At 30.9% G+C, this 23,149-nt stretch carries 16 protein-coding genes and 1 other annotated feature; of the genes, 14 read left to right on the top strand and 2 right to left on the bottom strand.

Annotated features, from left to right (window positions below; genetic code table 11):
- Nucleotide 1: 1 nt before the first annotated feature.
- The 12 genes from whiA (at nucleotide 2) to rlmD (ending at nucleotide 18,869) form a co-directional block, all read left to right on the top strand.
- Complete coding sequence (whiA, locus tag B3B03_RS05200) at nucleotides 2-952, top strand: DNA-binding protein WhiA (protein WP_346847670.1); 951 nt, start codon at nucleotides 2-4, stop codon at nucleotides 950-952.
- A 2-nt stretch (nucleotides 953-954) separates the two neighbouring features.
- Entirely contained in the window at nucleotides 955-2,259 is a 1,305-nt protein-coding gene (locus B3B03_RS05195; protein ID WP_346847669.1) for a DRTGG domain-containing protein, read from the top strand.
- 32 nt (nucleotides 2,260-2,291) lie between these two features.
- On the top strand, nucleotides 2,292-2,579 hold the full coding sequence (locus B3B03_RS05190; RefSeq protein WP_346847668.1) for a Dabb family protein: 288 nt from the start codon (nucleotides 2,292-2,294) through the stop codon (nucleotides 2,577-2,579).
- A gap of 202 nt (nucleotides 2,580-2,781) precedes the next feature.
- On the top strand, nucleotides 2,782-3,372 hold the full coding sequence (locus B3B03_RS05185; protein ID WP_346847667.1) for a class D sortase: 591 nt from the start codon (nucleotides 2,782-2,784) through the stop codon (nucleotides 3,370-3,372).
- 61 nt (nucleotides 3,373-3,433) lie between these two features.
- A complete protein-coding gene (locus B3B03_RS05180) occupies nucleotides 3,434-6,997 on the top strand; it encodes a DNA polymerase III subunit alpha (protein ID WP_346876640.1) in 3,564 nt (1,187 codons plus the stop codon).
- A 761-nt stretch (nucleotides 6,998-7,758) separates the two neighbouring features.
- Nucleotides 7,759-9,666 carry an acyl-CoA dehydrogenase family protein gene (locus B3B03_RS05175; protein WP_346876639.1) on the top strand — a complete coding sequence of 636 codons (1,908 nt, stop codon included), beginning with the start codon at nucleotides 7,759-7,761 and terminating at the stop codon, nucleotides 9,664-9,666.
- Nucleotides 9,667-9,716: 50 nt separating this feature from the next.
- On the top strand, nucleotides 9,717-10,916 hold the full coding sequence (locus B3B03_RS05170; protein ID WP_346876638.1) for an FprA family A-type flavoprotein: 1,200 nt from the start codon (nucleotides 9,717-9,719) through the stop codon (nucleotides 10,914-10,916).
- Nucleotides 10,917-11,279: 363 nt separating this feature from the next.
- Nucleotides 11,280-11,617, top strand: a binding site (T-box leader).
- A 159-nt stretch (nucleotides 11,618-11,776) separates the two neighbouring features.
- Complete coding sequence (gene lysS, locus B3B03_RS05165) at nucleotides 11,777-13,297, top strand: lysine--tRNA ligase (protein ID WP_346876637.1); 1,521 nt, start codon at nucleotides 11,777-11,779, stop codon at nucleotides 13,295-13,297.
- 377 nt (nucleotides 13,298-13,674) lie between these two features.
- A complete protein-coding gene (gene pfkA / locus B3B03_RS05160) occupies nucleotides 13,675-14,634 on the top strand; it encodes a 6-phosphofructokinase (RefSeq protein ID WP_346876636.1) in 960 nt (319 codons plus the stop codon).
- Nucleotides 14,635-14,742: 108 nt separating this feature from the next.
- The gene (gene pyk / locus B3B03_RS05155; RefSeq protein WP_346876635.1) at nucleotides 14,743-16,500 is read left to right on the top strand and encodes a pyruvate kinase; all 1,758 of its coding nucleotides are present in this window, start codon (nucleotides 14,743-14,745) and stop codon (nucleotides 16,498-16,500) included.
- Between the two features lie 321 nt (nucleotides 16,501-16,821).
- Complete coding sequence (locus B3B03_RS05150; protein ID WP_346847660.1) at nucleotides 16,822-17,181, top strand: DUF1540 domain-containing protein; 360 nt, start codon at nucleotides 16,822-16,824, stop codon at nucleotides 17,179-17,181.
- A gap of 149 nt (nucleotides 17,182-17,330) precedes the next feature.
- Nucleotides 17,331-18,869, top strand: coding sequence for a 23S rRNA (uracil(1939)-C(5))-methyltransferase RlmD (gene rlmD / locus B3B03_RS05145; protein ID WP_346876634.1), 1,539 nt, complete (start codon nucleotides 17,331-17,333; stop codon nucleotides 18,867-18,869).
- A 370-nt stretch (nucleotides 18,870-19,239) separates the two neighbouring features.
- Here the strand turns inward: rlmD and B3B03_RS05140 are convergent, their stop codons facing one another.
- Nucleotides 19,240-19,566: a hypothetical protein gene (locus tag B3B03_RS05140; protein WP_346876633.1), complete on the bottom strand. Its 327-nt coding sequence runs from the start codon at nucleotides 19,564-19,566 to the stop codon at nucleotides 19,240-19,242.
- 141 nt (nucleotides 19,567-19,707) lie between these two features.
- Nucleotides 19,708-20,034, bottom strand: a complete 327-nt coding sequence (locus B3B03_RS05135; RefSeq protein ID WP_346876632.1) for a hypothetical protein — start codon at nucleotides 20,032-20,034, stop codon at nucleotides 19,708-19,710.
- 405 nt (nucleotides 20,035-20,439) lie between these two features.
- On the opposite strand from B3B03_RS05135, the gene B3B03_RS05130 reads away from it, so the two are divergent.
- Together B3B03_RS05130 and B3B03_RS05125 are read left to right on the top strand one after the other, a co-directional pair.
- Nucleotides 20,440-20,598 carry a hypothetical protein gene (locus B3B03_RS05130; RefSeq protein ID WP_346876631.1) on the top strand — a complete coding sequence of 53 codons (159 nt, stop codon included), beginning with the start codon at nucleotides 20,440-20,442 and terminating at the stop codon, nucleotides 20,596-20,598.
- 90 nt (nucleotides 20,599-20,688) lie between these two features.
- Nucleotides 20,689-23,121 (top strand): ABC transporter permease subunit, encoded by a 2,433-nt coding sequence (locus B3B03_RS05125; protein WP_346876630.1) that lies wholly within the window; start codon nucleotides 20,689-20,691, stop codon nucleotides 23,119-23,121.
- Nucleotides 23,122-23,149: the final 28 nt, after the last annotated feature.

Genomic DNA, 23,149 nt, shown 5'->3' with positions numbered 1-23,149 from the left:
AATGTCATTTTCACTAAAGGTAAAAAATGAAGTATGTAGAAATAGTGAATTATCTAAAGATGAAATAGCTGCCCAATTATCAGCTATAATGAAGTCAAGTGGAACATTGGGTTTTGGATTTAATAGATCTATTACTTTTAAGATAGTAACTGAAAATCCAGCTATAGCAAGATGGATTTTTAAGAATTTAAAAGATTTCTATGATATTCACACTAAATTATTAGTAAAGAAAAGCAATTCGTTAAAGAAAAATAATATATATATGGTTTTAATACCAGAAGAAGTAGATGTAAAGGGACTCCTTCAAGAATTGGGAATAATAGAAAAGGATGGCTTATTTAATATACACTACGGAGTACCTAGTGAAGTTATAAAAAATGAAAATTGTAAAAGAGCATATATAAAGGGAGCTTTTTTAGGGGGAGGAAGTATTAGTAACCCAGAGAAAACTTACCATCTAGAGTTTGTAACTCATGATCAAGATTATGCCAATGAACTTAGTGATCTTATTAACAGTTATAAGCTTAATTCTAAAGTAATACAAAGGAAAAATAGTTTTGTAATATATTTAAAAGAGGGAGAGCAAATAGTAGATCTTTTGAATATAATAGGTGCACATAATGCATTATTAGAGCTTGAAAATATAAGAATCATGAAGGAAATGAGAAATAATGTAAATAGAATTGTTAACTGTGAAACTGCAAATCTTAGTAAAACTGTTAATGCAGCTGTAAGACAGGTGGAAAGTATAAAGCTTATTGAAAGTGAAATTGGACTTGATAGGCTACCTAAAAATTTAAAGGAAGTAGCTAAATTGAGGCTTGCCTTCCCAGATGAATCCTTAAAGGAGTTAGGAGCTATGTTAAATCCGCCTGTAGGAAAATCAGGAGTAAATCATCGTCTTAGACGAATTGAAAAAATAGCTGATGAGCTTAGGAAAGAGGGTAGATAGGCATGTCAAAACATGAAGAAATAATTAAATATATTCTATCCTTAGATATAAATACTAAGATATCTGTTAGAGGAATTAGTAGTAAATTAGGTGTCAGTGAAGGAACGGCATATAGAGCAATAAAAGAGTGTGAATCTATAGGAATTGTCAATACAATTCCTAGGGTTGGCACAGTAAGAGTAGAAAAGTTAGAAAAAAAGAATATTGACAAGATATCTTTTAGGGAAATTGTAAACATGGTAGATGGAACCTTAATTGGTGGTAAGGGTGGAGAGAATAATTTTCTTGAAAGATTTATAATAGGAGCCATGGAAGTTGAAACCATTAAGAGATACATAAGCCCAGGTTCGTTACTTATAGTAGGAAATAGAGAAAAAGCTCAAAGACTAGCTCTTGAAAATCAATGTGCTGTGCTTATCACTGGGGGCTTTCAATGTAGTGATGAAATAAAGACTCTAGCAGATAAAACAAATTTGCCTGTAATATCCTGTACCTATGATACATTTACTGTTGCAAGCATGATAAATAAGGCCATATATGAAAATAATGTTAAGAAGGAAATTGTATTAGTAGAAGATGTTATGGATAAAAATCCAGAATACTTAAATGTATGGGACAAGATTAAAGCATTAAAAGAATTATCAGAGAAAACTAGGCATGAAAGATTTCCAGTTTTAGATGAGGAATCTAGAGTTATAGGTCTTGTAAGTATAACTCAAATAAATAATCATGATGACAATGAAATCGTAAATACCATTATGACAAAGAATCCTATTGTGTTAAACCCTACAAGTACGGTTGCCTATGCAGCACATATCATGGCTTGGGATGGAATTCAAATATGCCCAGTGGTATATAAAAAGAAATTAATAGGTATAATTTCCAGAGGAGATGTAATAAAGGCATTACAAATAGTTACAAGACAGCCTCATGTAGGTCATACTATGGATGATTTAATTTTAAAGAATTTTGAATTTGAGTCTAGTAAGAATAAGATGCATTTCTGGGGAGAAATTGTGCCTGAAATGCTTGACTCTATAGGTACTGCATCATGGAATGCATTAAATATGCTTTTATCAACTATGGGAACTATGGTATTAAGACAAAATGGTATTACAAATGTAGCTATAGATAGTTTCACATCTTATTTTACTAAGCCAGTTCAAATGGGTAGGATAATTGATGTATATTCTGAAGTAATAGATAGAGGAAGATATTATTCAAAGGTAGAAGTAACAATGTATAATCAAAATAAAGAGATTATGGCGAAGGCTATGCTATCAGCCAAGGTACTAAAAAATAATTAAATAAAATAGGTTAATGTATAGGGGGTAAAAAGTTGTTTACACATGTGGTTTTATTTAAGTTAAAAGAAAATACAAGGGAAAACGTAAAGTTTGTAGCAAATACTCTTAAAGCTATGGAAGGAAAAATACCTGAGCTTAAGGAGATAGAAGTAGGAATAGATGAGCTTCATACGAATAGATCTTTTGATGTATGTCTTATAACTAGATTTGATTCTGTAGATGACATGAATGAATATCAGATACATCCATATCATATTAATGAAGTTTTAGGTAAAATTAAGCCCTATATTGAGGTTTCTAAAGTGGCTGACTATTATTAAATAAAGTATTATTTTAAAGATAAAAAGAACTCTGTTTATAATGGAATGTCTCAAAATCATTACTTTTTAGATCAGTTTTATAGTTTAATTACTAGGGCTAAAAAGATTAATTATGTAAGGCATTCCATTTTTGAGAATGTTACAAAACATATGTGTGTATAATTACTTAATAGTTTATAATTTTAAGTAAAGAGGTGTTTTAATGAAGGGGAAGATTAGAAACATTATAAGTATACTTTTAATTTTAGTGGGGATTGGATTATTACTGTTTGCTTTTAAAGGAAAGTGGGAAACAAAAAAAGTTCAAGATCAGCTTTATGACAAATTTGTATCAGAAGAAAAGCAAGAAGTTAATCATGAAAAAAACGAGAAAAGTAAGGAAGAAAAACTTCCTTATATAGATATGGTAAATCCAATTGCAGTTTTAGAAATACCAAAAATAAATTTGAAAGTAGTAGTAGCAGAAGGTACTGAGGATGAAATAATAAAATATGCAGTAGGACATTTTAAGGATACTGCTATGCCAGGGGAAGAGGGTAACTTTGCACTAGCAGGACATAGAAACTATGATACAGGAGAATTTTTTCTAAGACTAAACAAATTAGAAGTTAATGATAATATACTAGTATCTAATCATGATAAAACATTTACTTATAAAGTTACAGAGAGCTTTACAGTTGCTCCAGAAGACACCTATGTTTTAGATAAAAGTGAGGATGCAACAATAACCCTTGTAACATGTACTTATGATGGTAAGGACAGATTAATAGTAAGAGGTAAGTTAGAAAAATAATATAAAAATAAGTATTTTAAAAGAAATTAGTATTGTTACAAAGGATGCAGGGGGTGAAAATATGAAGGATTTTGTACATCTGCATGTGCATACAGAGTATAGTCTCTTAGATGGTTCAGGGAAAATATCTAAACTTATTAAAAGAACTAAGGAATTAGGTATGAAAGCTATTGCTATTACTGATCATGGAACTATGTACGGTGCAGTAGATTTTTATAAAGAAGCTATAGAAAATGGGATAAAACCTATAATTGGATGTGAAATATATGTGGCAGGAAAATCAATGTACATTAAAGAACCTCAAAAGGACAATGATACCTATCACTTAGTTTTGTTAGTTAAAAATAAGGTAGGTTATGAAAACCTAATGAAAATAGTATCTACTGCTTCTATAGAGGGGTTTTATTATAAACCAAGAGTAGACTATGAATTTTTAAAGGAAAATTGTGAAGGATTAATTGCTACTAGTGCTTGCTTAGGTGGTGAGGTTCAAAAAAATTTACTTAGAGATAATAAAGAAAAGGCCAAGGAAGTTGCTTTAAAATATAAGGAAATATTTAAAGATGATTTTTATTTAGAATTACAATACCATGGAATTTCCCAGCAGTTGCAAGTGAATGAAATGTTATTAGAGTTGTCTAAGGAATGTGATATTCCATTAGTATGTACTAATGATACTCACTATATAAATGAAGAAGATAGTAAATCACACGATGTATTACTTTGTATTCAAACAGGTAAGACCGTAGAAGATAAAACTAGGATGAGATATCCTTCAAATCAATTTTATCTTAAGTCACCTGAAGAAATGTATGAGACTTTTTCTTATATACCAGAGGCTATGGAAAACACGCTAAAGATAGCAGAAAGGTGTGATTTCGATTATAAATTTCATGAATCTAAGTTACCTAAATTCCCTTTGCCTGAGGGGGTAGATCCCTTTGAATATCTTAGAGGAAATTGCTATAAGGGACTTATTGAAAGATATGAAGTATTCTCAGCTTTAAATGGAGTATTGGATGAAGAAAAAGTAAATAAAATAAGAGAAGAAAATGAAGAAGGAAAACTTCTGTGCGATAGATTAGATTATGAGTTAGGAATAATCAAGAAAATGGGATATGTTGATTATTTTCTAATTGTTTGGGATTTTATAAAATATGCTAATGAAAATGGAATTCCCACAGGACCGGGAAGAGGTTCAGCAGCAGGAGCTATAGTTGCTTATACCTTGGGAATAACCAAAATAGATCCAATAAAGTATGCTTTGCTTTTTGAGAGATTTCTTAATCCAGAAAGAGTAAGTATGCCTGATATTGACTCAGACTTTTGCTATGAAGGGCGTCAAAGGGTAATTGATTACGTAGTTGATAAGTATGGAGAAAATAATGTATCACAGATAATTACCTTTGGAACAATGGCACCAAGGGCATGTATCAGGGATGTAGGAAGAGCAATGAATTATTCCTATGCTGAGGTAGATAAAATTGCAAAGATGATCCCTTCAGTATTAAATATAACTATAGATAAATCATTGGAGATGAATAGTGAGCTACAAGAACTTTATGATGTAGATGAGAGAGTACGTGAACTTATAGATGTAGCTAGAGATTTAGAAGGGTTACCAAGACACTCATCTACCCATGCTGCTGGAGTAGTTATAGCATCCCATCCTTTAGTAGAATATGTTCCATTACAAAAGAATGAAGGTATGATAGTAACTCAGTTTACCATGGGTACATTAGAGGAATTAGGACTTTTAAAGATGGATTTCCTAGGATTAAGAACCCTTACAGTAATGGATGAAGCTATTAAGAATATATGGGAAAATCAAGGTGTAAAAATAGATATAGATCATATAGACTTTGGAGATTCAAAGGTTTATCAGATGATTGGAGAAGGAAAAACAGTAGGTGTATTCCAGTTAGAATCTGCAGGAATGACTTCCTTTATGAGAGATCTAAAACCAGACTGCTTTGAGGATATCATAGCAGGAATAAGTCTTTATAGACCAGGTCCAATGGCAGAAATTCCAAAATACATTGAAGGAAAAAGAAATCCAGACAAAGTAGAGTATGTAACTCCACAATTAGAAGTAATACTGGATGTGACATATGGGGTAATGGTGTATCAGGAACAAGTAATGCAAATAGTTAGAGATCTTGGAGGATATTCCCTGGGGAGAAGTGACCTTGTGAGACGTGCCATGTCGAAGAAGAAACATAAGGTCATGGAAGAAGAGAGAAAAAACTTTGTTCATGGAATAGTAGATGAAGAAGGGAAGATTGTAGTACCTGGATGTATTCGAAATGGAATTACAGAAGAAGCAGCTAATAAGATATTTGATCAGATGATGGATTTTGCATCCTATGCTTTTAATAAAAGTCACGCTGCAGCTTATGCAGTAGTTGGATATCAAACAGCATATTTAATGTATTATTACCCAGCAGAATTTATAGCTGCCATGCTTAATAGTATAATGGGAAACAATGAAAAGGTAGCATACTACATTAGGTTTGCAGGAGAAATAGGAATAAAAGTACTTCCACCAGATATAAATGAAAGCTTTAGTAAATTTACAGTACAAGGTAATACTATAAGATTTGGTCTTTCAGCTATAAAAAATGTTGGAGTAAATGTTATAGAATCAATAGTGGAAAGACGTGAGGAAAAAGGAAAATTTAAGAGCTTTAGCGATTTTTGTAACAAGATTGATTCTGGAGCAGTAAATAAGAGAGCTGTAGAGAGCCTTATAAAAGTTGGAGCCTTTGATAGTTTAGGAGTATACAGATCTAAATTAATAGCTGTATTTGAGAAAATTTTAGATGGAATAAACAATGAAAGAAAGAGAAATGTCCCAGGACAAATCAGTCTATTTCAAGGAGCTGATGATGAAGATAGTGCCTTTAAGATAGTTTATCCAGAAATTCAGGAATTTAATAAAAAGTATTTATTAGCTATGGAAAAAGAAATGACAGGAATATATTTATCAGGCCATCCACTAGATGATTATGAGAAGACTTTAAAACATGTAACCACTCACAAGATATCAGACTTAGTTTTAGCAGATACCCTAGAAGATGGAAGTATAGGTGTAGAAGGACTTATTAGCGAGAGAGTTTCAAAGGTAAAGGATAAACAAAAAGTAATTTTAGGTGGACTTTTAACATCCATTTCTAAAAAAATTACAAGAAATAATCAGGCTATGGCCTTTGCGACCTTAGAGGATTTATTTGGAACCATAGAACTAGTCATATTTCCAAAGACATTTTCAGCTTGCAGAGAATTTATTGAGGAAGATGAAATAGTCACTGTGGAAGGACGTATAGCACTGGAAGAGGAAGAACAACCTAAAATATTATGTGAGAAAATATCGCCATTAGTTAAAGTGAGTACGGATAAGATATATATAAGGGTTGAAGATGATAGCAAGCTAAATAGTGCAATGAAGCTTATAAGAGACAATTTTATGGGTGAATTTGGTTCAGCACCAACTTACTTATTTGCTGCTAATACGAAGAAAAGATATCTTATAAATAAAAATAGTTGGCTTAATAATGATTATGAAACTACATCTAAACTGAGAGAAATTTTTGGAGATGATAATGTTAAAGTTTTAGAAGAGTAAAGTCCACTATCATAATAAAATAAATTAATTCAAGCACCAAGAAATTATCTTGGTGCTTTTTATATTGTGCTCGCATTGGTGTAATTTAATAGGCGAAAATCCTAAGCATGGATTGATAGTGACAAGTGCATAGTTTAAGACAAAGGTGTCCATGGTGACGTGGAACCTGAAGAAAGTCGGCGGAGAAACTCTGGTCTGACGAACAGAAACTACATATAAGGCATATGTCTGTGGGTAAGGTTGCTATACAAACTAAAGCCAGAAACTATTCGAAACAGACAGTGTAAATGTAGCAGATATATGGAGTGAAAGATTACGGTCTTACCTGGGGAGAGCTGACAGATACGTTATGGATATGTATTTAGAAGTAACAATCTATACAGTGATGTATGGCTGAACTGTCAGAAGCCAGCAGAGGTCATAGTATCAAAATAGTCATAAATATTTTGAAAAAGACCGAAGAATAGGATATTTTAGATATATTTTTATGTAGTAGAAAATAGTATTAATTAAGGTAATTATAATAAATTTGAATAAAAATTTGACAATAGAAATTATAAGTTTTATAATAATAATTATTAACAAATAAATTGAATTACATAATTAATTTAATTATTAGAAAGTCATATAAACAATTTTAGTTTCAACTTGTATTGTAAGTATATTGTACTTTCTAAATTAAAGATTATAAATTTTTATAAGTTCTATTAATAAAATTTGTAAAAATTAAAATAAAACACTAAATTAAAGGAGGTAAATTTATGTTTTTTAAGACTACAGAAAAACACGAAACTTTTCGTGTAAAAATCAGAGAATTTGCAGAGACAGAGGTAAAGCCACAAGCATTTATGTTGGATCAAGAAAGTAAGTTTCCAACTGAGGCTATAGAAAAGTTAGGTAAAATGGGGGTATTGGGTACTCCGTATCTTAAAAAATATGGTGGATTAGGTCTAGATATACTTAGTTATGCCATTGCTGTTGAAGAACTTTCTAGAGTAGATGGTGGTACAGGTGTAATTTTATCAGCTCATGTTTCTTTAGGAACATATCCAATTTTTGCATATGGAACTGAAGAACAAAAGCAAAAATACATGATTCCGCTAGCAAAAGGGGAAAAGATTGGTGCTTTTGGTTTAACTGAGACAAACGCTGGTAGTGATGCTGGTGGAACTGAAACTACTGCTGAACTAGAAGGAGATTATTATATTTTAAATGGTGGAAAGATTTTTATAACTAATGCAGATAAGGCAGATACTTATGTTGTATTTGCTGTAACTACTCCAGGTATAGGAGTTAAAGGTATAAGTGCCTTTATAGTTGAAAAAGGATGGGAAGGATTTACATTTGGTGATCATTACGACAAGATGGGAATTCGCTCTTCTGCAACTGCTGAATTAGTATTTAATAATGTTAAAGTACCTAAAGAAAACTTATTAGGTGAAGAAGGACAAGGCTTTAAAATAGCTATGGGAACATTAGATGGCGGTCGTATAGGGATTGCAGCTCAAGCTTTAGGTATAGCTCAAGGAGCTTATGAAAATGCTTTAGAATATTCAAAAGAAAGAATACAATTTGGAAAGCCTATATGTCAACAACAGGTAATTTCATTTAAATTAGCTGATATGGCAACTAAGCTAAGGGCGGCTAGGTTTCTAGTATATAGTGCTGCTGAACTTAAGGAAAATCATGAGCCTTATTCTATGGAAGCTGCTATGGCTAAACAATATGCGTCTGATATATGCTTAGAAGTTGTAAATGATGCATTACAAATCTTTGGAGGAACTGGTTACCTTAAAGGAATGGATGTAGAAAGAGCATATCGTGATGCGAAAATTTGTACTATTTATGAAGGAACAAATGAAATTCAAAGAATGGTAATTGCATCTCATATAATTGGAAAGATGCCTAAAAATGAGAATAGAGCTAAAAAAGGTTCAGCTGGTGGAGTCACTGGTGCTCGTAAGAAAATGATTATGAAAGATGGAACAGCAGAGGAAAGAGTTGCTAAGCTTGTAGAAGCATTGAAAGCAGATGGCTATGATTTTACTGTTGGTATTGATATAAATACTCCAATATCTAAGGCAGAGCGTGTTGTCAGTGTAGGTAAGGGAATTGGAGAAGAAAAAAATATGGAGCTTGCTAAAGCTTTAGCTATTCAAGTTGGTGCAGCAATTGGATCATCTCGTCCTGTAGCTGAAACCTTAAAATACTTACCGCTAAATCGTTATGTTGGAATGTCAGGTCAAAAATTTAATGGAAATCTCTACATAGCATGTGGTATATCAGGTGCTGGTCAACATTTAAAGGGTATAAAGGATGCTACTACCATAGTTGCTATTAATAATAATCCTAATGCTCCAATATTTAAGAATGCAGACTATGGTATTGTTGGAGACTTACTAGAAATAATGCCATTATTAACAGATGCTTTGGATAACGGAGAACCAAAAAAGGAAGCACCTCCTATGAAGAAAATGAAAAAGTATGTTCCTAAAAAGGTTGTTCCTAATTGGAAGAGATATGTTTGTAATGGATGTGGCTATGAATATGATCCAGCCATAGGCGATATAGAAAATGAGATATCACCAGAAACTCTATTTGAAGCTCTTCCAGAAGAATGGATTTGCCCAGATTGCGGTGAAGAAAAAGATAGTTTTATAGAGGTCTAATTCTATAGCAGAAATTTTAAGTTTTTTACAATAAAAAGGAGGAGTAATTTATGTTTTGTGTTAGAAAGGTAACTGAAGACCTTTATTGGGTAGGTGGAAATGATAGGCGTCTAGCTCTTTTTGAAAACGTTCATCCAATTCCAAGAGGAGTTTCATATAATTCATATCTACTATTAGATGAAAAAACTGTGCTATTTGATACTGTAGATTGGTCAATTTGTAGACAGTTTTTAGAAAATATACAAGCTGTTTTAAATGGTAGGCCATTAGATTATTTAGTAATAAATCATATGGAACCGGATCATGGGGCTGCTATTGAAGAAATAATATTGCGTTATCCTGATGTTAAGATTATAAGTACAGAGAAATCTTTTCTCCTAATGAGACAATTTGGATTCGAAATTGATGGTAGAATGGAGGAAGTTGTAGAGGGAGACGTAAAATCTTTTGGAAAGCATGAGATAACTTTTGTAGCTGCACCAATGGTACATTGGCCAGAAGCTATGGTTACATTTGATACTACAAATGGTGTTCTTTTTTCAGCTGATGCTTTTGGATCTTTTGGAGCATTAGATGGTAAGCTATTTAATGATGAGGTTGACTTTGACCGTGATTGGATTGATGACGCTAGAAGATATTATACAAATATTGTTGGAAAGTATGGACCACATGTTCAAGCATTGTTAAAAAAGGCAAGTGGACTAGATATTAAAATGATTTGCCCACTACATGGTCCAGTTTGGCGTACAGATCTTGGATATCTTATTGATAAGTATGATAAATGGAGTAGATATGAACCAGAAGAAAAAGCAGTAATGATAGTTTATGCTTCAATGTATGGTAATACCGAAGCTGCAGCTACTGCCTTAGCTACTAAATTTGTAGAAAAGGGAATGAAAAATGTAGTTATGTATGACGTTTCAAGCACTCATGTATCTGAACTGATTTCAGAAACCTTTAGAGTTAGCCACGTAGTTTTAGCTTCTGTAACCTATAACCTTGGTATTTACCCACCTATGCATAGTTATCTTATGGATATGAAGGCTCTTAACCTTCAAAAGAGAACTTTTGCAATAATTGAAAATGGCTCATGGGCATGTAAGTCTGGAACTTTGATGAGTGAGTTCCTAGATAAAATGAGAGAAATGACAGTTCTAGAAGATAAAGTTACACTTGTATCTTCTATGAATGAAGGAAATTTGACAGATATGGATACAATTGTTGAAGGTGTTATAAAATCAATGAAATAGTTATAATAAACATGTTGTTTAAGGGATATTTACCTAAAACAAATTATGATGTTACTTTAATTGTAATTATCACCTTCACCATGAAACCCTCGATAGAAATATCGAGGGTTTTCTTCTGCAGATAATTTAGAATTATTTATTTAGATGAATGGATAAGACGAAGGCTACCCCTATGCTATTGGTAACAATGGAAGAAAATTAAGACTAAATATGATAATCTTAAGATCTTAGGAAATGAATAATTTCCAACAATCCTATTTTAGCAAGAATGCTAAATAATAAATATCTATCTCATACTCGATTGATAATATAAATTTTTTAAAAATTCTTGACATTGTATTTTGAGTATATTAAAATATACTCAATAAAACTATGAAGAGAAGAGTAATCAAACTCAATTTTTTTACAGAGAGCTTTAGATGGTGAGAGAAAGCAAAAAACAGTTTGGTGAAAAAAGCCTCGGAGTTTTACACAGGATCTTTACTTCACTAGAGTTTATCTTTAAGTGAGGTTGCTTCTTAAAAAAGAAAGAAGTTTCCTTTAGGAAGAGAGATGGTGTAACGGGTGCTCCCGTTATAGAGCTAGGGTATAAGCTTAATATATTTTATTGTAAAGCCGTACTTGAAAAGGTTAATATGGTGACATATTAATAAACTGGGGTGGTACCACGAAGTTGAACTTACCAAACTCTCGTCCCCAAGACTATTGTCTTGGAGGTGAGAGTTTTTATTTTGCAAAAATATAATAATGGACGAAAGTAACGTAACTGAGTCTACTAGAAAACTATAATGAGGTGTTATTTAGATTCATATAAGTTATGAGAAATTAAAAAGCAAAATTGAAAGGTGGTACTATTATATATGTACAATGATTATGTAGAATTAAATAACTTACAAGAAATAATGCAAGATGCCAATGAATTTAACGTAGAGAGAATAAAAAAATTAAATGAACTTTTAAGCAGAGGAATCAATCCTTATCCCTATACTTTTGAGCCAAACACTACTTCGAACTATATAACAAAAAACTTTGATAAAATAGATAGTGAAGAGAGATTTATTTTATCAGGAAGAATAATGCTTTTAAGAAGAATGGGTAAAGTAACATTTTTAAATTTAAGGGATCAGAATGGAAATATTCAAGTGTATATAAGTAAAAATGATCTTGGTGAAGATGCCTATGGAGTTATTAAACTTCTTGATGTAGGAGACATAATTGGTGTAGAAGGATTCGCATTTAAAACAAAAACGGAGGAAATAACTATTAAAGCCCTGAATGTTACCGTACTTTCAAAATCTATAAGACCGCTTCCAGAAAAATATCACGGAATTCAAGATATGGATTTAAGACAAAGACATAGATCTCTAGATATGATAATGAATGAAGATGTAAGAGATAGATTTGTAAATAGAGCTAAGGCTATGTATGCCATAAGAGAGTTTATGAATTCTAAAGGGTTTATGGAAATGGAAACCCCTATTTTAGATACAAAATATGGCGGAGGAGAAGCTAAACCATTTATAACTAATGTAAATGCATTAGACTGTGAAGTATTTATGAATGTATCTCCAGAGTTATACTTAAAAAGATTGATGGTTGGAGGCATTGATAGAGTTTTTAGTATGGGACGTTCCTTTAGAAATGAAGGAATAGATAGAACTCACTATCCAGAATTTACATTGTTTGAATGTTACATGGCTTATGCTGACTATAATGATATGATGAGAATTATGGAAGATTTATATGAGAACGTATTTACTAAAATTAAAGGAACAACTAAGGCTGTGTATGACGGTGTTGAAATTGACTTTAAAGCCCCTTGGAAGAGAGAAACTATGTGCAATCTAGTTCTTAAAGATACAGGAATAGATGTGGAAAGGTTAACTAAGGAAGAAATAGTACATCTAATTATAGAAAAAGAATTATTAGAAGAGGAGCAAAGGGACGGATTTAATATTGAAGAAGCAAATAAAGGAGACTTAATACTTACATTATTTGAGGCTTATTGCGAGGATAAATTAATAGAGCCAACCTTTGTAATAGATTTTCCATTAGATTCGTCTCCACTATGTAAAGTTCATAGAGAAAATCCAGAGTTAATAGAAAGATTTGAACCTTATGCCTTTGGAGTAGAACTTGGAAATGCATATTCAGAACTTAATAATCCATTAAGACAAAGAATTTTACTTCATGAGCAAGCAGCAAAATTAAGAGCAGGACTTGAAACTGCTAGCCCAATGGATGAAGAATTTGCAGTAGCTATAGATGTAGCTATGCCACCAGCTGGAGGTCTTGGAATAGGAATAGATAGAATGATGATGTTTTTAACAAACTCATCATCTATAAGAGATGTAATTGCTTTTCCATTAGTAAAAAGATAATTAAAAGATAATATGAGAAGAGTTAGCTCAAATTTTACTTAGATTTAACTTTAATTTGCATGAAGATATAAAAAATTTATTGATATTAGATTGTAAATTGAATTGTTGGTAAAGATAAGTTTAATTGCAGAAGTAGCTCTTCTTAATTTTGTATATAAATTTTATTAAAATTTATTAATTATAAAGGATAAAATGGGAAGAATAAATTATAAGAGACTTTATTAAAAGTTGACAACATTTACAATAGCAAATTTATAGATATTTACTCAAATGCATCCAATAATAGGTTGCAAGGAGTAACTCTAAACATTAAACTTAAGTTAAGTAAGTAGAGATTTAAATAAATAATAACCACAATAAAGCTAGGGGGTAATATAGTGAAAAAAATTGCAGTATTGACTAGCGGTGGAGATTCACCAGCAATGAATGCAGCAATAAGAGCTGTAGTTAGGATTGGAATTGAAAATGAAGTCCAGGTATTTGGAGTACATAGGGGATTTAATGGGCTTATTAATGGGGAAATATTTGAGATGGATAGACACTCTGTTTCTGATATAATTCAAAGAGGTGGTACTATCCTAAGGACTGCTAGAAGTGAAGAGTTTAGAACACCTGAAGGGAGACAGAAGGCACTTAATGTTATTAAAGTCCTTAAAATAGATGGAATTATAGTCATTGGTGGAGATGGATCCTTTAGAGGAGCTAAGGAATTAAGTGATTTAGGTATACCAACAGTTGGAATACCAGGTACTATAGATAATGATTTACCTTATACAGATTATACCGTTGGTTTTGATACAGCTTTAAATACAGCTATTGATGCCATAAATAAAATTAGAGATACATCTAGCTCCCATGAAAGAGTGAGTGTAATTGAAGTTATGGGAAGAAACTGTGGGGATTTAGCTTTATTTTCAGGTATTGCTGGTGGGGCTGAACAGGTAATAGTTCCAGAAAAAAAATTCACTATTGAAGATATATGTGAGAATATTTTCAAAGGAAAACGTAATGGTAAGCTTCATAATATTATAATCTTAGCTGAAGGTGTAGGTGGAGCACAGAAATTAGCTAAAAGCATAGAGAAAATAACGGGTATAGAGACTAGGGCAACTGTGCTTGGATATATACAAAGAGGCGGAAGTCCAAGTGCTTTTGATAGAATTTTAGCTTCAAGAATGGGTAGTAAAGCGGTAAAAGTGTTGTTAGAAGGAAAGACAGCAAGACTTATTGGTATAAAGGCAAATAAAATTATAGATATAGATATAAAAGAAGCTTTAGATTTAAAATCATGTTTTAATGAAGAGTTATATAAATTAAGTGTAGATTTGTCGAATTAATGGGTTATAGATATTGTAGAGTTACAAATTTTTTAATATAATTTTATACATTGATAAAGTTATCTAGGCAAAAAAATTTAAGTCTATGTAATATAAAGGAGGATAACTATGAAGAAAACTAAAATTGTTTGTACAATGGGACCTACTACTGATGAAAAGGAAATTATAAAAAAGTTAATTGAAAATGGTATGAATGCTGCCAGATTAAATTTTTCTCATGGAAGTCATGAAGAACATAAGAGAAGAATAGATATGGTTAAGGAAGCAAGAGCTGAATTAGAAAAGCATATTGCTATATTACTTGACACAAAGGGGCCAGAGATTAGAACTGGAAACTTTGAAAATGGAACTGTAGAACTTAAAGAAGGAACAACTTTTATAGTTCATTGTGGAGAGGATATTATAGGAGATGAAACTAAATGTTCTATTACTTATAAAAACCTATATAAAGATGTAAAACCAGGAAACATACTTTTAATAAATGATGGATTAGTGGCATTAAAAGTATTATCTATAGAAGGTAAAGAAATAAAAACTCATGTTGAAAATACAGGAGTTATAGGAAATCACAAGGGAATGAATGTGCCAGGAGTTAAATTAAATCTTCCAGCATTAACAGAGAAAGATATAGCAGATTTAATGTTTGGTATAGAAAGTGAAGTAGATATAGTAGCTGCATCTTTTATAAGAAAAGGTACAGATGTTCTAGATATAAGACATCTTCTTGATAAGAATGGTGGAGATTATATTCAAGTATTTTCAAAGATTGAAAATAGAGAAGGCGTAGATAATATTGATGAAATTATAAGATATTCTGATGGAATTATGGTAGCAAGAGGGGATTTAGGAGTGGAAATTCCTACTGAAGAGGTACCAGTAGTTCAGAAGATGATTATACAAAAATGTAATGAAGCTGGAAAGCCCGTAATTACTGCAACTCAAATGTTAGATTCTATGATTAGAAATCCAAGACCTACTAGAGCAGAAGCTTCAGATGTAGCTAATGCGATCTTTGATGGAACTGATGCTATAATGCTAAGTGGAGAGACTGCTAGTGGTAAATATCCAGTAGAAGTTGTAAAAACTATGTCTCAAATAGCTATGAAGGCAGAGGAATATATAAACTACGAGGAAAGTCTCAAGAAAAGAAGAAAGTTACATGTTGCTAATGTGCCTAATGCTATAAGTGTAGCTACATGTACAACAGCAATGGAGTTAAATGCATCAGCAATAATTACAGCGACTCAAAGTGGTCAAACAGCAAGACAAATATCTAAATATAGACCGGAATGTGAAGTAATAGCTTGTACTCCTTATGAAAGGGTTGCAAGAAGTTTAGCACTAAATTGGGGTGTGTTCCCTGTAATAACTCCAAAATTAAAAGATACAGATGAATTAATAGATAAGACTTCAGAAATTGCATTAGCAGCTAATTATGTAAAGAAGGGTGATCTTGTAGTAATTGTTGCAGGAATACCGATGAACTACATAGGTAGTACAAATATGATGAAGGTTCATATTATAGGAGATGTACTTTTACAAGGTAAAGGAAGTAATTCTGGTACAGCCTTTGGAACAGTAATGCATGTAAATAATTCTAAGAAGTTTTTTAATTCTTTAGATGAAAAGCAAATTATTATAGTAGATAAATTAAGTAGAGATTTTTCAGATGTGCTTAATGAAGTTGGTGGAATAATAGTAGAAAGCGATGAGATGAGTTCTAGTGTATTACTAGAATGTGCATCAAGAAACATTCCTATTATATATAACGCACAAAACGCATCTTCAATTATAAAATCTGGATGTTTTATAACTATGGACTCAAAAGTAGGAATGGTATATAGCGGCAAAGCTAATATTAAGTAGTTTCATCCAAGGAATTATTTTAAAATTAAGATAATTATGGTATTTATGTAAATTTTATAAAAAATATTGAAATTATCTGAAATTTAATGTATAATTAATAATCCAATGGATAAGACTTAAAATATAACATTTTTGGCAACTGATTCATTATTGACACCCGTTAAGGGTGTCTTTAATTTTTTCGAGAGTTTTAATTTAGATATATTAGCATTAAGAAGTAGCTATAATTTTAGACCTACCCCGTGCATAAAAAAAATATTTTTCCACATAATAGTATTATCTAATGACTTAAGAAAATAATTAAGAATAGGAGTGCTATGAATGAGTGGAAATTTAGCATGTAATGCAACTAATTGTACACACAACAACTCTGGAATGTGCACCGCTAATACTATCCATGTACAAGGAGCAAATGCTCACTCTAGTGAGTATACTCAGTGTGGAAGCTTCACAGAAATGGGAATAAAAAATTCTCTTTCAAATGTATATAATATGAATATTGGAGGAGAAGTAAAACAAAGCTTTAATAACTTCGCTGGAGGTATAGGACCAAGAATAATATGTGATGCAATAAACTGTAGGTATAATATCAATAAGGATTGCGTTGCAAACTTTGTACACATTAATGGGGTAGGTGCAATAAGTAGTAATAGAACAGACTGTGAAACTTTTAAGATTTAATTCACTATAGTAAGGGTAACTTTAGTTAATTTTATTAATAATCTAAAGTTGCCCTTACTTTAATTTTATATTATGACTACTTATTATGGTTAATTGACTAGTTTTCTGATAAAATTAAAATTAATTAGAAGCTAATAAAGGGTGGTTTTATGAAAATACGTAAAGAGATAAGTAAGGTTAAAGTTATAGAAGAAGCTGAAAAAGAAGAGAGAGAAAGAGTGAAAGCTTCATTAGAAAAAGAAAGATTTCTAAAAGAGGATAGGGAAAGTGAAGAAAGAGAAGCAGAGATAGAAAATCTTATTTTAGAATTAAATAATAATCATGCAGATATAGAAATTGCGAAGAATAAGGATTATATAATTAAGATAGAAGGATATGGACATGAAGGAGAAGGGGTAGGTAAAATAAATAACTTTACTGTGTTTGTTAAAGGAGCCATAAAGGGTGAAACAGTAAAGATAAAGCTTATAAAAGTAAGTAAAACCTATGGAATAGGTAAACTATTAGATGTAATTCTCTCATCTAAATATAGGACAGAACCCATATGCCCAATTTATAAGAGATGTGGAGGCTGTAATCTTCAACATATATCCTATGAAGAACAACTTAACTTTAAAACTCAAAGAGTAAAGGATGTTATGGAAAGAGTAGGAAAGATAGAAGGATTAAAGGTACATAATACTATGGGTATGGATTTCCCATATAACTATAGAAATAAGGTTCAGTTACCAGTTGGAAATAATGATGGAAATATAGTAGTAGGATTTTATGCACCAAGATCTCATGAAATAATCAATATGGATCACTGTTATATACAAAGTAAAATAGGTGATAAAGTTGTTAAGATCCTTAAGGAATGGATGAAAGAGAATAAAGTAACTCCTTATGATGAAAAAAATCATAGTGGTGTAGTTAGACATATAATGATTAGAGAGGGGTTTAAGACTAAGGAGGTAATGGTTGTAATAGTTACTAATGGAGAAAAGTTACCTAATATAAAACCACTTATAAAATCTCTTAGAGAAGAAATTTTAAATCTTAAATCTATAATTCAAAATGTAAATAAGGATAAAACAAATGTGATTTTAGGTAACAAATCTATTACTCTATGGGGAACAGATACAATATCAGATTATATAGGTGAATTTAGATTTAATATATCACCATTATCTTTCTTTCAAGTAAATCCTGTACAAACAGAAATTCTATATAAAAAAGCATTAGAATATGCAAGTCTTACAGGAAACGAGATTGTATTTGATGCATATTGTGGTACAGGGACTATATCACTGTTCTTATCTAAAAAAGCTAAAATGGTATATGGAATTGAAATAATACCAGAAGCTATAGAAAATGCTAATGAAAACAAAATAATTAATAATGTAAAAAATGTGGAATTTATAGTAGGAAAATCAGAAGAAGAAATTCCAAAACTAATTGAAGGTGGAATACACCCAGATGTAATTATGCTAGACCCTCCAAGAAAGGGCTGTGAGGAATCACTTCTACATGCCATAGCAGAAGTAAGACCTAAAAGGATTGTTTATGTATCATGTGATCCTGCAACATTAGCAAGAGATTTGAAAGTTTTTGAAGGATTAGGCTATAAGGCTGTAGAGCTGCAACCAGTAGACATGTTCCCTCAAGGACATCATGTAGAATGTGTAGTCAATCTAATTAAGCAATAGGGCAATTTATAAGAGTTAAACAAGATGGAATAGTTTAAACTTCAGACATTCTTCCGATATGTTTTTTATATGTCGGAAGTTTTTGTTTTTAGAACAGATTCTAAGATATCAACAGTATCATCTTTAATCCTTTTAGTTATAGAATATCATTGACTACTTTTACTTCTTTCAAAATAACAAAATATCTGAAACCCTTGAGACCACAACAACTATTTAACTAGTTATATAGTTTCCTATTAACATATATAAATAGTTTAATATATAACTATTTATTATATGAAAATATAAATTAAGATCAAGAATAAGGTCATATGAGAGCACTGCTGTAAGGCGGTATTCTCATATGACAATGAAATAGTAAATGTATATTTTATTTTGCTGGTTTTATAAGTACTTCTCCAGCACCAAATATAACAATTCTATATTTGGGAGTAAGAGGAATTAAATCATGTATTGGAGATTTAGGCTCTAAACGTAGAAATTGCAGTGAAGTAAGATTTTCATCCATAACTATTAAGTAAGAATTATCCTTTGATGAAATGTTTTGGATAGTATAAAGATTATCTTTTGTAGGAGCAAAGTCTGATAATGTGTAAATACCTTCTTTATAAGTAGTGTTGTCAGATGCAAGAGCTACAATAGAAGTACTAAGTATTAATGCAATCAAAATTACTAATGTGGTAGTAAATTTTTTCATATAATAGCCACCTTTCGATAATAGTTTATGTAGTCAAAAAATAATGTAAAATAAAAATTTTATAGTATTTGTAAAGGGAATACATATCAATAATATATATTTTATTTATTACTAATTTAAGATTAAATAGAAAAATATATATTAATCAACACCTTTAATGAATATTTCACCATCTCCAACTATAAAAATTTTATATTCTGATTTAAGAGGAATTAGATTATATCTTGACGATTTTGGAGTTAGGTATATAACTTGTAATAAGGTATCATTTTCACCCATAACTGCGAAGTAACAATTACCTTTTGATGAAATATTCTGAACGAAGTAAGAATTGTTTTTTGCAGGAACGAAGTCTGATAATTTATATGAGCCTTCTTTGAATAGATTTTGGGCAAATGCAGGAGTAGAAGCAGATGCACCAAACATTAGAGTTATCAAGATTAATAGCATAACAGTAAATTTTTTCATATAATGACCACCTTTCAACAATAGTTTATGTAGTTGAAAAGATAATATACAGATTTACGATTTAGGAAGTACGTTAGATAAAATTATCTTTGAAAATTGAATAGTACGGTGTTTAAAAAGTATGTTATGATTATTTATATTTGTGTATAATTTATATTGAGTACCTACACTGATAATTATTAATTAGGTATAAGAATTACAAGTCTTTATATCCAGTATTTTATCAGTGGAGTTTCTTTTTTTAAAAGTTCATTTAGCTTTATAACAGGAATGTTATTTAAATAGCATTACAGGTGTATAGTTGTGTATATAATAATTTTAAAATGATAGAGAATAAAAATAAATTTTAATATTGAATTTGAATGTGATTAGAAATTAGAAGTTATATATTAGAATATCACAATAATGCTAAAGAAAGTTATACAAGAATCCATGTATAAACCAGTTAAGATTAAAAATAATAATCTTTGCTGGTTTTTTATGTTGAAAAAATATTGGGGTTTTACGATTAATGTTGAAATATGGCATTTGAAATTCATTGATGAAACCTTTACGATTAGATAAAATAATAGACAAGTATATAACTATTAATTTACATATAGAATAAAAATATACTTATAAGTAAAATATTATTTGAAGGGAAGTACCTATAAAATGAAAAAGATAAATTTTCCACTACTTCTTGGAAGTATAATTGTAATATTTCTAGCAATTGTGGCCTTTTACCCAGAATTTTTCACATCAAAGGATCCTCTTTTTGAAGAAGCACCTAAGTATATAGAGTACAAAGAGGAAGGTGAGTGGGTGAAAAAGTTTGCTTACAACCCAATGCCGCCTAATAAGGATAATATTTTTGGAACAGATGATGCTGGAAGGGATGTATATTCAAGGCTTGTATATGGAACAAGAAATACATTAAAGTTAGCACTACTTATAGGTATATTTAGAATGATTTTAGCTCTTCCCCTTGGATTAGCTGCAGGAATGGGTATAAAGTTTATTTCAAATATAATAAAAATATTTAATACATTTTTTACTGCTATACCTATGCTTTTATTTAGCTTTGTAATTTTGAACATTGGATATTTCAGAAATCTACAAATGGATAAATCAATTTTTGCTTTTGCAATAGTACTTACCATTGTGGGATGGGCAAAGTTGGCTGGAATAATTGAAGATTCAACTAGGATGGTTATGGAAGAAGATTTTATTGAAGGTGAGATAGCTATAGGGAAGACAAAACTGCAAATAGCACGTCAAAATGTTTTACCTCACATATTACCAACTAGTATAAGCTTATTTTTTAAAGAAATGGGTATGGCGTTGTTTTTAATTGCTCAGTTAGCAGTTCTTGAAATTTTTGTTGGAGTAACAAGATCTATCAATGAACTAGCTTTTAAGGCAAATTATGCAATGAATTTAGAACCTGAATGGGGAGGTAGCCTTTCTAGAATTGCAGAAAATGTTGAAAAATACCAAGCAACATATTGGATGACCCTTTATCCTATATTGGTTTTTAGTATTGCAATCATTGGGATAAACCTTACAGGAGAAGGATTAAAAATAGAATTTCAAAAGAGAGATTCTAGAGTGATTAGTTCTATTAGAAAAATTGGTTATCTAATATCACCAAAAATGTTTATATCTCAAATTAAGGACATTAAGAAATACTACAAACCTGTAATTATCAAGAGTTTAATTATAATAGGAATTATTACATGGGCGATAATCCCTTGGCATCCAAGCCTTTATGAATTTGACATAGATCAAGCAAAATTACATCTTGAAGAACTTACAAAGGACAAATATGGAGGTAGGGTAGCTGGAACTGAAGGTGGATATTTAGCTGGAGAATATATAATTGATACTTTAAAATCCTATGGATATCAGGTGAATACCCTAGATATATCATTAATAGAAACTACAGATAAAATAAAAAATGAAAGTTTTGCACAAAAGCCTAAAACTTTGACTCCTGTGGTAATTGAATCAGGGTGTATAAAGCTTAAAGATGACAAAGGTGAGGATAAGACTTACTATCTTAATCAAGACTTTACAATTATATCTGTAAGTAAAAATATATTTAATGATACTCCAGAAGAAGAATTGCATTATAAAGGAGTTGCTGCAGAACCTGAAAATATAATTAATATACCAGAGGGTACAGAGTTTTTTTCAATTGAGAGAAATTTCAATGGTCTAGGAAATGAATCTCAGAATACTACTAATAATCCTAATAATAAAGCAGTTAGTGATATACAGTTTATATTATCAGAAGGCTACAATACAAACACCAACGTATACCTTTCTGAATCTACTATTATTGTTCCCTTTGATAATTTAAGGTTGGAGTTAGAAGCTGGTTACAGAGAAGTTGAAATAGACCTTGATTATCCAGAGATGCCTAAATATAATGGACGAAATATTACTGCGTTTTTACCTGGAAAAGACAAAACATATGAAGATCCAGGCGAATTAATATTAATAGGAGCAAGCTATGATGGTGTTCATATAAATGAAACTCAAAGTACACATGCAATGACAGCAACTCCTACTGCAATATCGCTGGAGGTAGCAAGGATGTTGTCTATTGCAAAGGAACCATTGGAAAAATCAATTCAATTTATATTCTGGGACAATGAATATGATTTTATGAAGTACTCAAATGTTGATGGTTCCTATGATTACAATATAACAAGAAATATACCTGTAAATATGGCAATATCACATAAGTACTATTATTTTGATATAAGCTATCCAGGTTATAGTAAGGATGAAAATTTAAATATTATTACTGCTAAAGCTCAGATAAGAGAGAAAAGTAATTATCTTATGGGGCTGGGAATGGAAAAGCGACTTAAACAAATGGATGTGAAATACCAAAGATTTCATAATGATTATACAACTACAAAAGCTATGAATAATTTGAGCTTAAATGCACTTTCAAGTGTGGCAATAGGGAATTCTTCCACAGAGGGAGTTAATAGTAGTATTGACATCTTAGAAAATGTAAATTATAAAAAAATGAAAGATATTGGACAAATTATATTAGATACCATGACAATGAATTCTTATATGATGGATTAGTAAGAAACCTTTGAAAAGGAGAAAAACC

Origin of the sequence: Clostridium sp. UBA5712 (genome assembly GCF_002419845.1) — a bacterium.
GTDB classification, from domain to species: domain Bacteria; phylum Bacillota; class Clostridia; order Clostridiales; family Clostridiaceae; genus Clostridium_J; species Clostridium_J sulfidigenes.
Note: the sequence above shows the minus strand (reverse complement) of the source record. Positions and strands in the feature narration are given on the sequence as shown.